16 protein-coding genes and 3 tRNA genes are annotated in these 17,072 nt (G+C 72.2%); 15 read left to right on the top strand and 4 right to left on the bottom strand.

What is annotated here, in order from left to right:
- The first annotated feature begins 114 nt into the window (after positions 1-114).
- Positions 115-1,698 carry a citramalate synthase gene (gene cimA / locus AB0C03_RS04140; RefSeq protein ID WP_030337249.1) on the top strand — a complete coding sequence of 528 codons (1,584 nt, stop codon included), beginning with the start codon at positions 115-117 and terminating at the stop codon, positions 1,696-1,698.
- A 133-nt stretch (positions 1,699-1,831) separates the two neighbouring features.
- On the opposite strand, the gene AB0C03_RS04135 is transcribed toward cimA, so the two are convergent.
- Positions 1,832-2,770: an endonuclease/exonuclease/phosphatase family protein gene (locus tag AB0C03_RS04135; protein WP_030335360.1), complete on the bottom strand. Its 939-nt coding sequence runs from the start codon at positions 2,768-2,770 to the stop codon at positions 1,832-1,834.
- Between the two features lie 385 nt (positions 2,771-3,155).
- Between AB0C03_RS04135 and AB0C03_RS04130 the strand changes: the two genes are divergently transcribed.
- The 9 genes from AB0C03_RS04130 to AB0C03_RS04090 all read left to right on the top strand — a co-directional run bounded on the left by AB0C03_RS04130 (position 3,156) and on the right by AB0C03_RS04090 (position 10,672).
- Complete coding sequence (locus AB0C03_RS04130; protein ID WP_030335359.1) at positions 3,156-3,665, top strand: hypothetical protein; 510 nt, start codon at positions 3,156-3,158, stop codon at positions 3,663-3,665.
- 454 nt (positions 3,666-4,119) lie between these two features.
- On the top strand, positions 4,120-5,169 hold the full coding sequence (locus tag AB0C03_RS04125) for an AAA family ATPase (protein ID WP_030335357.1): 1,050 nt from the start codon (positions 4,120-4,122) through the stop codon (positions 5,167-5,169).
- Positions 5,166-6,179, top strand: coding sequence for a DUF58 domain-containing protein (locus AB0C03_RS04120; protein WP_357634074.1), 1,014 nt, complete (start codon positions 5,166-5,168; stop codon positions 6,177-6,179). Before AB0C03_RS04125 ends, AB0C03_RS04120 begins: the two co-directional genes overlap by 4 nt.
- Entirely contained in the window at positions 6,176-7,135 is a 960-nt protein-coding gene (locus tag AB0C03_RS04115) for a VWA domain-containing protein (protein ID WP_030335353.1), read from the top strand. The genes AB0C03_RS04120 and AB0C03_RS04115 overlap by 4 nt, the downstream gene beginning before the upstream one ends.
- Before the next feature lie 38 nt (positions 7,136-7,173).
- Entirely contained in the window at positions 7,174-8,028 is an 855-nt protein-coding gene (locus AB0C03_RS04110) for a S1C family serine protease (protein WP_030335352.1), read from the top strand.
- A gap of 99 nt (positions 8,029-8,127) precedes the next feature.
- Positions 8,128-8,424, top strand: a complete 297-nt coding sequence (locus tag AB0C03_RS04105) for a hypothetical protein (RefSeq protein ID WP_030335350.1) — start codon at positions 8,128-8,130, stop codon at positions 8,422-8,424.
- A 34-nt stretch (positions 8,425-8,458) separates the two neighbouring features.
- Positions 8,459-8,884 (top strand): alternative ribosome rescue aminoacyl-tRNA hydrolase ArfB, encoded by a 426-nt coding sequence (gene arfB, locus AB0C03_RS04100; RefSeq protein ID WP_030335348.1) that lies wholly within the window; start codon positions 8,459-8,461, stop codon positions 8,882-8,884.
- Between the two features lie 119 nt (positions 8,885-9,003).
- Positions 9,004-10,002, top strand: a complete 999-nt coding sequence (locus AB0C03_RS04095; protein WP_030335346.1) for an aldo/keto reductase — start codon at positions 9,004-9,006, stop codon at positions 10,000-10,002.
- A gap of 73 nt (positions 10,003-10,075) precedes the next feature.
- Positions 10,076-10,672 (top strand): TetR/AcrR family transcriptional regulator, encoded by a 597-nt coding sequence (locus AB0C03_RS04090; protein ID WP_030335344.1) that lies wholly within the window; start codon positions 10,076-10,078, stop codon positions 10,670-10,672.
- Between the two features lie 16 nt (positions 10,673-10,688).
- On the opposite strand, the gene AB0C03_RS04085 is transcribed toward AB0C03_RS04090, so the two are convergent.
- A complete protein-coding gene (locus AB0C03_RS04085; protein WP_210862652.1) occupies positions 10,689-11,555 on the bottom strand; it encodes a 3-methyladenine DNA glycosylase in 867 nt (288 codons plus the stop codon).
- A gap of 34 nt (positions 11,556-11,589) precedes the next feature.
- Positions 11,590-13,074, bottom strand: coding sequence for a hypothetical protein (locus AB0C03_RS04080; RefSeq protein ID WP_435823354.1), 1,485 nt, complete (start codon positions 13,072-13,074; stop codon positions 11,590-11,592).
- A 174-nt stretch (positions 13,075-13,248) separates the two neighbouring features.
- On the opposite strand from AB0C03_RS04080, the gene AB0C03_RS04075 reads away from it, so the two are divergent.
- The 4 genes from AB0C03_RS04075 (at position 13,249) to AB0C03_RS04060 (ending at position 14,675) form a co-directional block, all read left to right on the top strand.
- Complete coding sequence (locus AB0C03_RS04075) at positions 13,249-14,052, top strand: fumarylacetoacetate hydrolase family protein (RefSeq protein ID WP_081883971.1); 804 nt, start codon at positions 13,249-13,251, stop codon at positions 14,050-14,052.
- Positions 14,053-14,160: 108 nt separating this feature from the next.
- Positions 14,161-14,232 (top strand) — tRNA-Gln (locus tag AB0C03_RS04070).
- Between the two features lie 134 nt (positions 14,233-14,366).
- Positions 14,367-14,439, top strand: a tRNA-Glu gene (locus AB0C03_RS04065).
- Positions 14,440-14,602: 163 nt separating this feature from the next.
- Positions 14,603-14,675 (top strand) — tRNA-Glu (locus AB0C03_RS04060).
- A 211-nt stretch (positions 14,676-14,886) separates the two neighbouring features.
- Here the strand turns inward: AB0C03_RS04060 and AB0C03_RS04055 are convergent.
- Positions 14,887-15,573, bottom strand: coding sequence for an IclR family transcriptional regulator (locus AB0C03_RS04055; RefSeq protein WP_007456408.1), 687 nt, complete (start codon positions 15,571-15,573; stop codon positions 14,887-14,889).
- Positions 15,574-15,622: 49 nt separating this feature from the next.
- Here AB0C03_RS04055 and leuC point away from each other — a divergent pair, with 49 nt between their 5' ends.
- Positions 15,623-17,068, top strand: a complete 1,446-nt coding sequence (gene leuC, locus AB0C03_RS04050) for a 3-isopropylmalate dehydratase large subunit (RefSeq protein WP_030335336.1) — start codon at positions 15,623-15,625, stop codon at positions 17,066-17,068.
- The last annotated feature ends 4 nt before the right edge of the window (positions 17,069-17,072 follow it).

Genomic DNA, 17,072 nt, shown 5'->3' with positions numbered 1-17,072 from the left:
TGACACGCACCGTCCTGATTATTGCGACCTAGCGCGCCGGCTCTCCCCTCTGCCGAGCGCGCAGACCTCCCGCATCCGCGGGAGGTCTTTTTGTTGCTCCGAGAAAGGATCCTGATGACGTTCCAGGTCTTCGACACCACGTTGCGCGACGGCGCCCAGCGCGAGGGGCTCACCTACTCGGTGGTCGACAAGCTGGCCGTGGCCCGGCTGCTCGACGAGTTCGGCGTCGGCTTCATCGAGGGCGGCTGGCCGGGCGCGGTACCCAAGGACACCGAGTTCTTCCGGCGCGCCCGCACCGAACTGGATCTGCGGCACGCCGTGCTCGTCGCGTTCGGCGCCACCCGCAAGGCCGGCGTCTCCGTCGCCGACGACCCCCAGGTGCGCGCCCTGCTGGACGCGCAGACGACGGCGGTGGCCCTGGTCGCCAAGGCCGACACCCGGCACGTCGAGCGCGCGCTGCGGACCACCGGCGCGGAGAACCTGGCGATGATCCACGACACCGTCGACCACCTCGTCCGCGAGGGCCGACGGGTCTTCGTCGACGGCGAACACTTCTTCGACGGCTACCGGCACGACCCCGCGTACGGTGCGGCGGTGGTGCAGACCGCGCTCGCCGCCGGCGCCGAGCGGATGGTGCTCTGCGACACCAACGGCGGCATGCTGCCGTCCCAGGTGACCGCCGTGATCCGCGACCTGACCGACCGGCTGGGAATCGACCCCGCGCTGTTCGGCATACACGCCCAGAACGACACCGCCTGCGCCGTGGCCAACACGATCGCCGCCGTGGAGGCGGGCGTCCGCCACGTGCAGGGCACCGCCAACGGGTACGGCGAACGCCCGGGCAACGCCGACATCTTCGCGGTCGTCGCGAACCTCGAACTCAAGCTGGGCATGCCCGTCCTACCGGAGGGCTGCCTGGCACAGATGGTGCGGGTCTCGCACGCCATCGCCGAGATCGCCAACATCGCCCCCGACACCCACCAGGCGTACGCCGGGGCCGCCGCCTTCGCCCACAAGGCGGGGCTGCACGCGAGCGCGATCAAGGTCGACCCGTTGCTCTACAACCACGTGGACCCGTCGGTGGTGGGCAACGACATGCGGATCCTGGTCACCGAGATGGCCGGTCGGGCCAGCGTCGAGCTGAAGAGCCGCGAGCTGGGCCTGGACCTGGGCAGCAGCCCGGACGCCCTGACCCGGGTCACCAAGCGGGTCAAGGAGTTGGAAGCGGGTGGTTGGTCCTTCGAGGCGGCCGACGCGTCCTTCGAGTTGCTGGTCCGCTCCGAGCTGCCCGAGGGAAGCCCGGCCCGACCGTTCACCCTGGAGTCGTACCGGGTGTTGGTCGAGCACCGCGAGGATGGCGGGGTGGTCTCCGAGGCCACCGTCAAGATCCGGGTTCGCGGTGAGCGGGTGATCGCCACCGCCGAGGGCAACGGCCCGGTCAACGCCCTCGACGAGGCGCTGCGGGTGGGGCTGACCCGGCACTACCCGCAGCTGCGCGACTTCGAGTTGGCCGACTACAAGGTGCGCATCCTGGAGGGCAGCCACGGCACGGGCGCGGTGACCCGGGTGCTGCTGGAGACCTCCGACAGCAGCGGCCGGGACTGGACCACTGTAGGCGTCCACCCGAACGTCGTCGAGGCCAGCTGGCACGCCCTGGTCGACGCCCTGACCTACGGCCTCGCCCCCACCCCCGTCTAACCCCACCCCCACCCCACCCCCACCCCCACCCCCACCCGCGATCTTGCACTTTGTGTCGTCGATACAGGGCTTTTGCTCGTTATGACGGGACAGAAAGCGCAAGATCGCGGGCGGGCGGGCGGGCGGGCGGGGGTTAGGGGGTGGGGAGGGTGAGGGTGGCTTGGACGGGGCGGTGGTCGCTGCCGGGTAGGGCGAGCACCCGCACCGAGCGGACCGCTATCCGGTGGTCGACCAGGATGTGGTCGATGGCGACGGGTGGGATGAGGTCGCCGTCGTACGGGCCCCAGGTGCCGGTCAGGCCCTGTCCGGTGGCGTCGGCGGCGTCGACGTAACCGGTGCGCAGCAGGGCCCGCAGTGGGCTGTGGTCGAGGGTGGCGTTGAAATCCCCGGCGAGGATCCGCAGGCCGCCGTCCGGAGTGGCCGGTGGTTGGGCGGTCAGGTCGGCCCGCCAGGCGCCCACCTGGTCCAGGGCGTACGGCGCCGACGGGTGGGCGGACTCGACGCGGACCGGGGGCCCACCGGGGACGGACACCGTCGCGTACGCCTGGCTGAAGCCCCAACCTTCGAGGTTGCGCCGGACGCCGACGTCGCTGATCGGCCACCGCGAGTAGAGCCCCGACCCGGCGGTGCCGATCTCCGGGTTGAGCTGCCGGTGCGGCAGCAGCGTGTCGAGGCCGAGCTGGTCCAGGGCGGCCTGCGCGTCCGGGGTGAACTCCTGCACGGTGAGCACGTCGACCTGGTGTCGCCGGACCAGCTCCACGAGCGTCCGCGCGTCACCGGTGCCGGCGAGCAGGTTGGCGGTGAGCAGCCGCACGGTCGGCCCGGCCGCCGCCGGCTGCGGGCTGGCCAGCGCCCGCGGTGCGACGGTGCCGAGCAGCGCCACCGCCGCCACTGCCGCGAGCGCCGCCGGCCACCAGCGCCGTAGGGCGAGCGCGAGGGCCAGGACCAGCACGCTGACGCCCGCGACGTACGGGGTGAAGGCGAGCGCCTGCACCAACGGCCCCCGGTCCACGCCGAGCAGCCGGGCGGCCGCCCAGAGCGCTGTGGGTGCGACGGCAAGCCACCAGAGCACCGTGCGAAGCCGGGTGAACCGGTGCGCGGGTGCAGCCTCGACGGTCACGCTGATGATCGTAGCCGAGCGTCAGAAACCATTTCATGAATGATGACGCTCTCACATTTCACAATTATCTGACGGCTGGTTGACACCTCGGAAAAGCGAGATCAACTATTGACTGTCTGCTTTTTCCGGTGCTACGTTCCATCTGGCTCAAACGACGCAACTCTGAGTAGTATCCGCAGCTCAGATGGGATGTAGATTGCCGAGAAATCAATCTACCAGGGTGCCAGTGAGTTGGCTTTCCCTCGCCCAGCAGTCGTCGTACTCCTATTTATGGGCAGTCATCCGTCCCGGCCCGCGGGTCGGCCGAATTCGCACGGTCACACAAGGGGGACCTGTCATGAGTACATCCTTCCGACGTAAGTTGGCGGCGGTCACGTTCGCCGTCCTGGGCCTCAGCCTGGCCGGCGGGGGCATCGCCATCGCCCAGCCGTCGGCGAAGGCGCCGCAGGAGGCCGTCCAGCCGGCGGCGCGCGGCAGCAACGCCCAACCGCCGGTCACCGCCGAGTCGGCCCGCAAGGCCAAGGCCGCGCTGAAGGCGGGTGCGGCCAGCACGCTGGTGGCCACCAACGTCTTCACCGTCGTCAACTCCAACGGCACCAAGGCGCGCGGCACCGGCACCGTCATCAAGTACGGCCCCGGCCAGTACGAGGTGCAGTTCGGCTACACCGTCACGGCCGGTGCCTTCCTGGCCACCATCTCGCGGTCCGACGCCTGCTGCATTCCGCCGGCTGGCGAGATCTCGGTGGCTCCGCGGCTGAGCACGCCCAACGCGGTCTTCGTGCAGACCCGCAACTCGGCCGGGACCCCGGCTGACCTGGGCTTCACCCTGCTCACCCACACACCCTGACCGAACCGGCACCCGGCCCCCGTCGCCTGTGGCGTCGGGGGCCGGACCCTGTCCGCTCAGCGGATTCGCCGGATGCGCCTCGGCCAGCCGGTCCGGGCATTGATCGACTCGGGTTTCCTGAAGTCGGCGTGTCCGCCGATCCGGGATATCCCGATTTCCGGGAACGCGAGTGGATCACGCAGGCGTCCTTCACCGGCTCGCCGGTCGGACTCTCCGTGGCCGGGCGCTGGAGGCTCTGCGTCCTTTGGCCTCGCTCGCGCCGATCGGCGCTCCCTGGCCGGTCGCCTGCCGACTTCGGTGCCTCCGCCGCCGATCGGGCCGGTTGAGGCCGTCCTCGACGGGCTCGCGATGGTCGTCACCCTTCCGCGCGGCTCATCCCGATTCCGGCCACTGCGGGCCGGTCCGGCCCGCACAATCCGACGTTTGCCGGCCGTGTGCCCGGGAAGCAAGCACCGTGACGGACATCTCGGACACCCTGGCCAGCATGCCCAGCCCGGTCGATCCGGAGCCGACCGGCATCGAGCTGGAACAGACCCTCTTCGAGGTCAAACGCGTGATCGTGGGGCAGGATCGCCTCGTCGAACGCCTGCTCACCGCCCTGGTCGCCAACGGACACTGCCTCCTGGAGGGGGTGCCCGGCGTGGCCAAGACACTGGCCGCGCAGACCCTCGCGACAGTGGTCGGCGGCACCTTCTCCCGGATCCAGTTCACCCCGGACCTGGTGCCCTCCGACATCGTGGGCACCCGGATCTACCGGGCGTCCAAGGAAACCTTCGACATCGAGCTGGGCCCGATCATGGCCAACCTGGTGCTGGCCGACGAGATCAACCGGGCCCCCGCCAAGGTCCAGTCGGCGCTGCTGGAGGCGATGGCCGAACGGCAGGTCTCGATCGGCGGGCGCAGCTGGCCGGTCCCGGAGCCGTTCCTGGTGCTGGCCACCCAGAACCCGATCGAGTCCGAGGGGGTCTACCAGCTCCCCGAGGCGCAGCGCGACCGGTTCCTGATGAAGGTGGTGGTCGACTACCCCAGCGACGCCGACGAGCTGGCCATCCTCTACCGGATGAGCACCGACCGGCCGAGCCCGCGCCAGGTGCTCGACGCGCAACGGCTGCGGGACCTGCAGGCCCACGCCGAGCGGGTCTTCGTCCACCACGCGTTGGCCGAGTACGTGGTGCGGCTGATCCTCGCCACCCGCGACCCGGGCCGGTTCGGGCTGCCGGAGATCGCCCCGCTGCTGGCGTACGGGGCCAGTCCGCGAGCCACCCTGGGCCTCGTCGCGGCCGCCCGTGCGCAGGCCCTGCTGCGGGGGCGGGAGTACGTGCTGCCCGAGGACATCCGTGAGCTGGCCGTCGACGTCCTCGCCCACCGGCTGGTGCTCTCCTTCGACGCGGTGGCCGACGGGGTGTCGGCCGAAAGCGTGGTGCGACGGCTCGTCGAGGCGGTGCCACCGCCCCGGCTGGCCAGCGGGCACCCGCAGCAGGCGCCGGACCTGGCGGCGGCATGAGACGCGCCGTCGCCGCGCCCGCCGACCCCGGCCTGGCCGAGCTGGCCCCCGACCAGCGCCTGCGCCGGCTGGAACTGACCGTCACGCGTCGGCTGAACGGCCTGCTGCACGGTCAGTACCGCGGGCTGCTGCCCGGTCCGGGCAGTGAGCCCGCCGGCAGTCGCGAGTACCGGCCGGGCGAGGACGAGGTCCGCCGGATGGACTGGGCGGTGACGGCCCGCACGGCTGTGCCGCACGTCCGGCAGGTCGACGCCGACCGGGAACTGACCACCTGGCTGCTCGTCGACGGCAGCGCCAGCATGGAGTTCGGCACCGCCGAGCTGGACAAACGGGAACTGGCGGTGGCCGCCGTCGCGGCGGTCGGCTTCCTGACCGCGGGTGTCGGCAACCGCCTTGGCGCCCAGGTGCTGCGCGCCGACGGGGTACGCCGGTTTCCGGCCCGCAGTGGTCGTACCCATCTGCTCGCGCTGCTCCGCTCGTTGCTCGCCGCCCCCCGCGTCACCGCGCCCCCCGACCGGCCGGGGCGTGCCCCCACGGCCCGACCGCCCGACCTGGCGGACGGCCTCGACGCGCTGCACCGGATCGCCAACCGGCGCGGGCTGGTGGTGGTGGTCTCCGACTTCCTCGACGGTCTGCCCGACGATCCCGGCGAGGCGGCGCCCTGGGAGCGGACCATGCGCCGGCTGGCCGTCCGGCACCAGGTGCTGGCGATCGAGGTGACCGACCCGCGGGAGCTGGAACTGCCGGACGTCGGCCTGATCACGCTCGTCGACCCGGAGACCGGCCGGCACCGCGAGGTGTCCACGTCGGACCGCCGGCTGCGCGAGCGGTACGCCGAAGCCGCCGCCGCCCAGCGCGAACAGGTCCGTCAGGCGGTGCGTCGCAGCGGTGCCACCCACCTGCCGCTGCGCACCGACGGGGACTGGAGCGCCGACATCGTCCGGCACGTGCACGCCCAGCGTCGGCTGGCCGCCGCGCCGTCCGGCCAGCCGCGGGGAGGTGCCGCGTGATCTGGCAGTCGCCGCTGCGACTCTGGCTGCTGCTCGGCGTGCTCGCCCTGGTCGTCGCGTACCTGGTGATGCAGCGCCGACGCAGCCGGTACGCGGTCCGCTTCACCAACCTGCGGCTGCTGGACCGGGTGGCGCCGCAGCGGCCCGCGTGGCGTCGGCACGTACCGGCCGGGCTCTTCCTGGCCATGCTGGCGCTGCTCGTGGTCGGCTTCGCCCGCCCGACCGCCGAGGTCCGGGTGCCCCGGGAACGGGCCACGGTGATGGTGGCGGTGGACGTCTCGACGTCGATGCTCGCCACCGACGTCGAGCCGGACCGGCTGGCCGCGGCGAAGGAGGCCGCCCGGCGCTTCGTCAAGGGCCTGCCCGACGAGTTCAACGTGGGGCTCGTCGCGTTCGCCGGGAGCGCCGCCGTGCTGGTGCCACCGGGCACCGACCGGGACGCCCTCGAAGAGGGGATCGACCGGCTCGCCGAGGGGATCACCGGCGTGCAGGGCACCGCGATCGGCGAGGCCATCAACACTTCCCTCGGCGCGGTCAAGAGCCTGGACAACGAAGCCGCGAAGGAGCCGCCACCGGCCCGGATCATCCTGCTCTCCGACGGCGCCAACACCTCCGGGATGGACCCGATGGAGGCGGCGGCGGAGGCGGTGACGGCGGAGGTGCCGGTGCACTCGATCTCGTTCGGCACACCGTCCGGGTTCGTCGACCGGGGTGGCCGACCCATCCAGGTGCCGGTGGACGGGCAGACCCTCAAGGCGGTCGCCGAGGAGACCGGCGGGATGTTCCACGAGGCCAGCACCTCCGACGAGCTGCGCGCCGTCTACGACGACATCGGCAGTTCGGTCGGCTACCGCACCGAGCGGCAGGACGTCTCGGCCCGGTTCATCGGCCTCGGACTGGTGTTCGCGATGGGTGCCGCCGCCGGCTCGATGCGCTGGTTCTCCCGGCTGCCCTGACCGCTGCGCACAACCGACGTCGTCAGTGAGGAGTACGCATGGCAGTGCAGACCGGACTGGGCGAACCGCGTGGTCCCTGGTTCATCTCGCCGGAACTCGACCCGGACGGGCGCGGGTGGTGGGACGCGCCCGAGCGCGACCCGGGCGGACGGCGGCCCGGGCGGCTGCTCGCCGTGCTGGGCGTGGTGGCGGTCTCGGCCGTCTCCGGTGCTCTCGCCGGTGGCGTGGTGGCGAGCCGGGACGGGGCTGGTGGGCCGGCGGCCGCGTCCGCCGCCCCGGTGCCGGCCGAGCTGGTCACGGCGGCCGAGCGGACCGTGCCGGGGGTGGTGTCGGTGCTGGCCGGCGGCGCGAGCAGCGGGTCCGCGACCGGCTCCGGCTTCGCCGTGGACGACCAGCAGCACCTGATCACCAACGACCACATCCTGGCCAAGGGTGGTGGCGGTCCGGTGACAGTGGAGCTGCCCGACGGGCGTCGGTTCGCCGCCGAGGTGGTCGGGCGGGAGCCGCGCAGTGACCTGGCGGTGCTGAAGGTGCCGGCGTCGGCCGGTCTCACCCCGTTGCCCCTGGCCAAGCCGGGCGCGACCCGGGTCGGTGAGCCGGTGCTCGCGGTGGGTTCGCCGCTCGGGCTGGCGGGGACGGTCACCGCTGGCATCGTCAGCGCCCTGGACCGCGAGGTACGCCTCGGCAACAACCGGCACAGCGCGGTGCAGACCGATGCGTCCATCAACCCGGGCAACTCCGGTGGGCCACTGGTCAACGCCCGTGGTGAGGTGGTCGGGGTGAACACCGCCATCGCCACCATCGACGGGAACGGCTCGATCGGCATCGGTTTCGCCATCCCGATCGACCAGGTGCAGCAGACCGCGGACACGATCATCGGCAAGGGTGGCTGAGCTGCCCGAACGCCCCTGCCGGGGGCTGCCACTGTCAGATATCCGGCCCGACGGCATCGGACCATGGAAATATTACGGTCGGTATGGATACTGGCGGAGGTGGAGCGTCCTCTTCTCACGGTCCTCCTGCTGGTGGGGCTGGTCATCGGATGTGCAGTGGGGTCGGCGTACGCCCGGGCACGACGCGGGTGGAACGACTACCAGACCGTCAAGAAATCGGTGCCGGGCGCCCGCAGGGGCGCCTGGGCGCTGATCCGTGGGGTCGCCGTGAAGGCGGCGGTGATCGGGCTGCTGCTCTTCGGCGCGGTGGCGTACGCGGCGGTCGGTTCCGACGAGGAGACCGCCGGGACGGCGCCCAGCCAGTCCCCGACCCAGAGCGAGCCTCCGCACCGATAGCCCCCGGCAGGCCGTGGCGGGTTAGCCTCGGGGCGTGGACGACGGACTGCGGGTGACCGACCGGTGGGTCGTCCCCGCCGCAGAGCTGCGGGAGCGGTTCTCCCGCTCGTCTGGGCCGGGCGGGCAGGGCGTGAACACCGCTGACTCCCGCGTCGAGCTCAGCTACGACCTGGCCAACTCGCCCACCGTGCCCGACTGGCTGCGGTCGCGGGCGCTGGCCCGGCTGGCCAACCGCCTCGTCGACGGGGTGCTGACGATCGCCGCCAGCGAGCACCGGGCCCAGCTGGCCAACCGGGAGGCGGCCCGGGCACGGATGACCGCCCTGCTGCGGGAGGCCGCCGCACCCCCACCACCGGCGCGTCGAGCGACCCGCCCGTCCCGTGGGGCGAAGGAGCGCCGGCTGGCCGAGAAGAAGCGCCAGTCCCAGCGCAAGCGTGACCGCCGAACAGACGGCGAGTAGCAAACCATCAGAAAAGTCCTCCGTCGTCGGGGTTCCTGCGAATCTCTGGTGACAGAATCTGAAATCTGTCATCCGAAAGGTGTACGCTCAACGCGTCACCCAGGTGAGAGGAACACCCCATGAACACCCGCACCCTCGGCACCACCGGCCCCACCGTCTCCGCGCTCGGGCTCGGACTGATGGGCATGTCGGACCTCTACGGCGCCACCGACGAGGCCGAGAGCATCGCCACCATCCACGCCGCACTGGACGCCGGCATCACCCTGCTGGACACCGGCGACTTCTACGGCATGGGGCACAACGAGCTGCTGCTGCGCGACGCGTTGCGCGGCCGCAACCGCGACAACGCCCTGATCAGCGTGAAGTTCGGCGCTCTGCGCGACATCGAGGGCGGTTGGAACGGCGTCGACGTCCGCCCCGCCGCGATCAAGAACTTCCTGGCGTACACCCTGCGCCGTCTCGGCACCGACCACGTGGACATCTACCGCCCAGCCCGGCTTTCCCCGGACGTCCCGGTGGAGGACGTGGTCGGCACCCTCGCCGAGCTGGTCAAGGCCGGCCACATCCGCCACATCGGTCTGTCCGAGGTGAGCGCGGAAACCCTGCGCCGGGCGCACGCCGTGCACCCGATCACCGACCTGCAGATCGAATACTCGCTGATCTCCCGCAACCCGGAGACCGACATCCTGCCGACGGCCCGCGAGCTCGGCGTCGGGATCACCGCCTACGGGGTGCTGTCCCGCGGGCTCATCAGCGGCCACTGGACGGCCCAGCGGGAGACCGCCGGCACCGACTTCCGCAGCCACCTGCCCCGGTTCTCCGGCGACAACCTCGGCCGCAACCTGGCCCTGGTGGAGGCGCTGCGCGCCATCGCCGAGACCCGGGGCGTCACCGTGGCGCAGATCGCCATCGCCTGGGTGCTCGCCCGGGGCGAGAACATCGTGCCCCTGATCGGCGCCCGCCGCCGCGACCGCCTCACCGAGGCACTGGGAGCCGCGGCGATCACGCTCACCGGGGCGGACCTGGCCGCCATCGAGGCCGCCGTCCCGGCCGACGCGGTCGCCGGCGCCCGCTACGACGAGGCGCAGATGGCCCACCTGGACAGCGAGCGGGCGTGACCACCCGGTCGTGGCGCGTCCGCCGACCGGGGGTCGCGCCACGGCCGGTCGCGCCGTCAGGAAGGCTTGAGCGATGAGCGACGCCACCGCCCTGACGGCCGACCGCATCCTCGACACCGCCGAGGAGGTGCTGCGCCGCTACGGGCCGGCCAAGGCCACTGTGCTGGACGTCGCCCGCGCGCTGGGCGTGAGCCACGGCAGCGTCTACCGGCACTTCGCCAGCAAGGCGGCGCTGCGCGACGCGGTCGCCGAACGGTGGCTGGCCCGGGTGTCCACCCCGCTGATCGAGGTGGCCACCGGGCCCGGCCCGGCCCCACGACGGCTGCGCCGCTGGCTGGCGGAGCTGAGCGGCACCAAACGCCGGATGGCGCGGGAGGACCCCGAGCTGTTCGACAACTTCCACCAGCTCGCCACCCTCTCCGAGGGCGCGGTCGCCACCCACCTGGAGGTCCTCGCCGGTCAACTCAGCCTGATCGTCGCGGACGGGGTCACCGCCGGTGAATTCGCCGTGCCCGACCCGGCGGTGGCCGGCCGGGCCCTGTTGCAGGCCACCGCCCGGTTCCACCACCCAGCCCACCGGGCCGACTGGAACGATCCCGGCCTCGACGACGACATGGAAGCCGTCGTGGCGCTGCTCATCGACGGCCTGCGTACCCGCCCGGCAACCTGAGCGGGCCGACGCCGGGTCAGGCCGGGACGGCGGTGAGCAGCCGGTCGCGTAGCACCGCGGCCCGCTCGGCGAACGCGCGCTGCGCCGCCGCGTACTCCGCCCGACCGTCCGCGGTCTCCACCCGCACCGGCGGGTAGCCGAGCGCCGCCAGGTCGTACGGGCTGGCCCGCATGTCCAGCGTGCGGATGTCCCGAGCCAGGTCGAACGCGTCGGCCACCAACTCCGAGGGCACCAACGGCGACAACTTGTACGCCCACTTGTACAGATCCATGTTGGCGTGCAGGCAGCCCGGCTGCTCGTGCGCGTGCTGCGTCTCCCGGGTCGGGGAGAGCACATTCAACGGGCGGGCCGGCGGTGTGAAGAACCGGAACGCGTCGAAGTGGCTGCACCGCACCCCGCGCTCCTCGACGACCGCGGCGGTGCGCTCCGCGCTCAACCGCAGCGGCCAGGCGTTGTGCCGTAACTCCTCCCGGGTCTGCCGGTAGACCATCGCCCACTCGTGCATCCCGAAGCAGCCGAAGTGCGGCGCCCGCCCACGCGTCGCCGTCAACAGGGAACGGATCCAGGTGATCGACTCGCCGCGCCGCGCGCGTACCCCGTCGGTGTCGAGGGTGACCCCGGCGGTGCTGGCGCGGTAGTCGCGGCCGAACTCCGCCGGGTCGGCGTCGCGCAACTCGACCCCGGGCCCCGGATGCCAGCGCCGCAGCTGGGCCGGGCGGTGCGAGTAGTAGGTGAACAGGAAGTCGGCCACCGGATGCCGCTCACCGCGTCGTCGCCGGGCCAGGTGCGGGGTCAGCCAGACGTCCACCCGCTGCTCGTGGGCCCGCCGGCGGGCCTGCCACTGCGCCGCGTCGAGCACGGTGCGGGCGAGGGCGGCGGTCACGCACCCAGGGTACGACCGCCGCCCGGAACACCGGTCAGGGCATGTGCACCCGGACCCCGGCGGAGAACACCCCGCTGCGCAGCTCCAGCTGCTCCGGCGGGTCCCGCCCGTCGACGGTGAAGACCAGCGGCAGCACCATCCGGGTACCCGCCGCCATCGGGTTGGCGAAGACGTCCCGACCCAGGTTCGCCATCCGGGTGGCCGACTCGTCGGTGCTCACCCAGCGCCCGCCCGGCAGGTACGCCCGTTGCAGCTCGCTGTGCCACAGCTGGTGGTCGGCGGTGACGTTGCGCACACCCACTGTCGCCTCGCAGCGTCGGCCGTCCACCGGCGCGGGAGGGCCACCGTCGGCCTTCCCAGCGGTGCCGGGAGCGCCGCAGGTCATCCGGTACACGGTGAACTCGAACGCCGACTCGCGCAGCGGCACACCCAGCGACCCGGTGACCCCGGTGCCCATCCACGCGCCGCTGGTCGGCTGCTTCTGGGTGTCGATCGCTGCGACCTGCCGGGTCGCCGTCCAACCCGCGGTGCCGACGACGCCGGCCAGCACCACGACCGCAGCGCCCACCAACATCCAGACCGGCGGGGTACCCCGACGCCGCACCGGACTCGGGGCTGCCGGTCGCGGGTAGATCGTCCCGCGACCATCCCCGGCTCCACCGCCGGTGGCGAGCGCGGCAGCCGTCACCCGCCGCCCGCGCCGCCGCCGTCGCCACACCCAGAACACCGCGGCGCTGATCAGCAGCAGAACCGCCAGGCCGGCGAGGAGTACCGGGTAGCGGCGCCAGGCCGGTGCCTCGGTCACCTCGGCCGCCGGTGCCGCCGCGGCCTGCCAGGTGGCAGTGGCGCAGTCGTACGGTCGGCTGCCGTCACTGGTGAACGCGCAGGTCGGCGCGGTCAGCGGCTGACCCGGTGCGGTCGCCGCGAGCGCGGTGCCCAACGTGGTGGTGCTGTGCGCGGGCAGCCGCAGCCGCCACGTCACCTCGGTGGCCGACCCGTTGGCCGGGGTGGACCGGCCGCCGCCGCTGATCGCAGTCGTCGTCGAGCCGGGCGGCAACTCCTGACGCACAGTGGTGTCCAGCGTCGAGCCGCTCACGTTGCGCACCTGGATCCGGTACCTCGGTGCCGGGCTGCTCTCCGTCGCGACCGCCACCGTGACCGGTTGCGGGGGCGCGGACGCCGGCGCCCGGGTGGGTGGTGCCATCGCCGGTGGCGCCGAGGGCGGCGTGGGTTCGGTCACCCGGGCGGCCATCGCCACCGGCGGCCGAGTGACCGCTGGGCCGACCGTCGCCGGTGGTGGTGGCGGGACGTCCGTGGGACGTGGCGCGCCAGCCGGTGGTCCTGGCGTGGCCGCCGGCGGTCGTGGCGCGCTGGCCGTCGGTTGTGGCGTGGCCGCCGGTGGTCGTGGCGCGGCCGCCGCCTCCGGAGCCGCCGCCGGCAGGGCCGGCACGGCGGCGAGGATGCCGAGGCAGTGCACGAACACTGCGAGGGCTCTGTGGTGTCGTGTCGATGCAGGCATACGAACGAACCTCCGGAGCCGACGGTAGGGGCGCGTCGCTTCCGTGCGGGTACGAATTCGGGAAGCCCGCCCCGGTCACCTCCTGCTCCGATAGGCTGCCGCGCGCTGACGGGTTGCGCACACCCGAGCGCCGGTCGTGGCCGGTTGGGGTGCCGACGGGGCTAGATTGGCGGGGTGCGTATCGCTCGTTTCGCCCATGCCAAGGGAATGTCGTTCGGTGCCGTCGAAGGCGAACCGGGGGCCGGGCCGCAGGGCCTGACCATCGCCGAGATCGAGGGCCACCCGTTCGGCAAACTCTCCTTCAGTGGGGCCCGGTGGGCCCTTTCCGACGTTCGGCTGCTGTCGCCGATCCTGCCCAGCAAGGTCGTGTGCGTCGGTCGTAACTACGCCGACCACGCCGCCGAGCTCGGCAACGACGTGCCCAAGGAGCCACTGCTCTTCCTCAAGCCGTCCACCTCGGTGATCGGCCCCCGGGACGCCATCCGACTGCCGATCTTCTCCAAGCAGGTCGAGCACGAGGCGGAGCTCGCGGTCGTGATCGGGGCCCCCGGGGCGCGCCGCGCCGACCGGGCCGCCGCCGAACGCGCCATCTTCGGCTACACCTGTGCCAACGACGTCACCGCCCGGGACCTTCAGCGCTCCGACGGGCAGTGGACCCGGGCCAAGGGCTTCGACTCGTTCTGCCCGATCGGCCCGTGGATCACCACCGGGCTGGACGTCTCCGATCTGGAGATCCGGTGTGAGGTGGGTCGCAACCCGGAGGAGATGGAGGTACGCCAGCTCGGCCGGACGAAGGACATGGTCTTCGACGTTCCCGGCCTGGTGTCGTACATCTCGCACGTGATGACTCTGCTGCCCGGCGACGTGGTTCTCACCGGCACTCCGGCCGGGGTTAGCCCGCTTGTCGAGGGGGATACGGTCACCGTGCGGATCGAGGGCATCGGCGAGCTCACCAACCCGGTGGTTCCCGTCGCCTGATCCGTCTGATGCCCCTGTTTCCGCAGCTCACGGGTGGTTCGGGGGGATCGGATTTGGCCTGTCGGCACCGGGAGGGTAAAGTTCACTCCCGGCGCCGCAAGGGGCCAATGGGGTATGGGGTAATTGGCAGCCCGACTGATTCTGGTTCAGTTAGTCTAGGTTCGAGTCCTGGTACCCCAGCGCTGCTGGAATTCGCGGGAATTTCCAGACGCTGGATTCTGACGGAGTTCGACTCCGCCCCTTCGGGGGCGGAGGGTGGTCTTCGGTAGAGTGCAGCTCCTCCACCGCCGAGGTGGGGGAGCGAAAGTTGTTCTGGCCCCGTCGTCTAGCGGCCCAGGACGCCGCCCTCTCAAGGCGGTAGCGCCGGTTCGAATCCGGTCGGGGCTACATCGTGCACAGCCCGTCTCACCTGGTGAGGCGGGCTGTTTCGTTGTCCGGGGGCGGCTGTTTCGCCGACCCGGGCAGGCCCGGACCCCGCGCTCGAACCCTCGGACGGTGCCGCTAGACTACAGTCGCACCGCCCGCGAGGGTGGTGAACGGAAGAAGTTCTGGCCCCGTCGTCTAGTGGCCCAGGACGCCGCCCTCTCAAGGCGGTAGCGCCGGTTCGAATCCGGTCGGGGCTACAACCAAAGGCTCATCTCGCTCCGCGAGATGAGCCTTTCCCGTACCCCTCCGGCCTTCCAGCCCCGCTCTCGGTGATCAAGAGGTTTGCGTCAGCGCTCTCGGCGTGTCGTGACGCAAACCTCTTGATCACCGGAGGAGGCGGGGGCCTCCGGTGGAGGCAGCAACATTGGGGGTGTTGCGCGGGGTGCGGGTGGGGGGCTCGGGGTGGGGTTAGAGGCCGGATAGGCGTTGGCCGGCTCTCACCACGGCCATGGCGTGGCGTTCGCCGGGGCGGCGGCCGAGGCGTTCGATCGGGCCGGAGATGCTCACCGAGGCGATCACTCTCCCGGTGCGGTCGCGGATCGGGGCCGAGACGCTCGCCACACCCGCCTCCCGCTCGGCGACGCTCTGCGCCCAGCCGCGACGGCGTACCTCGGCGAGGGTGCGGCCGGTGAACTTGCTGCGCGGCAGCAGCGGCATCACCGCCTCCGGCGGCTCCCAGGCGAGCAGGATCTGGGCCGCTGAGCCGGCCGTCATCGGCAGCACCGAGCCGACCGGGACAGTGTCCCGTAGGCCGCTGGCGCGCTCGGCCGCCGCCACGCAGATCCGCTCGTCGGCGCGGCGCAGGTAGAGCTGCGCGCTCTCACCGGTGGCGTCGCGCAGCGCGGCCAGCAACGGCTCGGCGGCGGTCAGCAGAACGTCCGGTGCGGCGTTGGCCAGCTCGCCCAGCCGAGGGCCGGGCCGCCATCTGCCCTGGGTGTCGCGCACCAGCATCCGGTGGATCTCCAAGGCCTGGGCCAGCCGATGTGCGGTGGCTCGGGGCAGCTTGGTGCGTTCAACGAGTTCGGCCAGGCTGGCGCCGTCCACGCAGGCGGCCAGGATGACCACCGCCTTGTCGAGAACGCCGACACCGCTCATACTGTGTCCCACAAGCCGAAACTTACCTCCCAGAATTTAGGATGTCCAGATGGTGGGAGTCACTCCTGAGCCGAGGACCCTGGCCGAGAAGGTCTGGGACGCGCACGTCGTACGGTCCGCCGCCGGTGAGCCGGACCTGCTCTTCATCGACCTGCACCTGCTGCACGAGGTGACCAGCCCGCAGGCGTTCGACGGGCTGCGGCTCGCCGGGCGCCGGGTGCGTCGTACCGACCTGACCCTCGCGACCGAGGACCACAACACCCCGACCGGGTACGCCGACCCGGCCTTCCGCCTCCGCCGTGGTGACCTGCTCACCATCGCGGACCCGACGTCGCGTACGCAGATCGAGACGTTGCGCCGCAACTGCGCCGAGTTCGGGGTGCGGCTGCACCCGCTCGGCGACGACAACCAGGGCATCGTGCACGTGATCGGCCCGCAGCTCGGTCTCACCCAGCCGGGTCTGACGATCGTCTGTGGCGACTCACACACCGCCACCCACGGCGCCTTCGGCGCGCTCGCCTTCGGCATCGGCACCAGCGAGGTGGAGCACGTCCTGGCCACCCAGACGCTGCCGCAGAGCCGGCCGAAGACGATGGCCGTGAACGTCACCGGTCGCCTCGCGCCCGGCGTGACCGCCAAGGACCTGGTGCTCGCGCTGATCACGCAGGTGGGCACGGGTGGGGGTCGCGGGCACATCGTCGAGTACCGCGGCGAGGCGATCCGTGCCCTCTCCATGGAGGGGCGGATGACCATCGCCAACATGTCCATCGAGTGGGGCGCCAAGGCCGGCATGATCGCGCCCGACGAGACCACCTTCGCGTACCTCAAGGGTCGCCCGAACGCGCCGCAGGGCGCGGACTGGGACGCGGCGGTGGCGTGGTGGCGGACGCTGCCCACCGACGAGGGGGCGCGCTTCGACGCCGAGGTGACCCTGGACGCCAGCCAGATCACCCCGTTCGTCACCTGGGGCACCAACCCCGGGCAGGGCGCGCCGCTGAGCGCCCCGGTGCCGGACCCGGAGGAGTTCACCACCGACTCGGAGCGCGCCGCCGCCCGCCGCGCTCTGGAGTACATGGACCTGCGCCCCGGCACCCCGCTGCGGGAACTGCCCATCGACGTGGTCTTCGTGGGGTCCTGCACCAACGGTCGCCTGGAGGACCTGCGGGCCGCCGCCGACGTGCTGCGGGGTCACCGGGTCGCCGACGGCGTCCGGATGCTCGTGGTGCCGGGCTCCGCCGCCGTGCGCGAGGCAGCCGAGGCCGAGGGGCTGGACAAGGTCTTCGCCGACGCCGGAGCCGAGTGGCGGTTCGCCGGCTGCTCCATGTGTCTCGGCATGAACCCCGACACGCTGAAGCCGGGCGAGCGTTCCGCCTCCACCTCGAACCGCAACTTCGAGGGCCGTCAGGGCCGGGGTGGGCGTACCCACCTGGTCTCCCCGCCGGTGGCCGCCGCCACCGCCGTGGTCGGCCGGCTGGCCGCCCCCGCCGACCTGTAGAAGG

The organism is Micromonospora parva (assembly GCF_040649675.1).
Classification (GTDB): domain Bacteria; phylum Actinomycetota; class Actinomycetes; order Mycobacteriales; family Micromonosporaceae; genus Micromonospora; species Micromonospora parva.
This window is presented reverse-complemented; position numbering and strand designations above follow the sequence as displayed.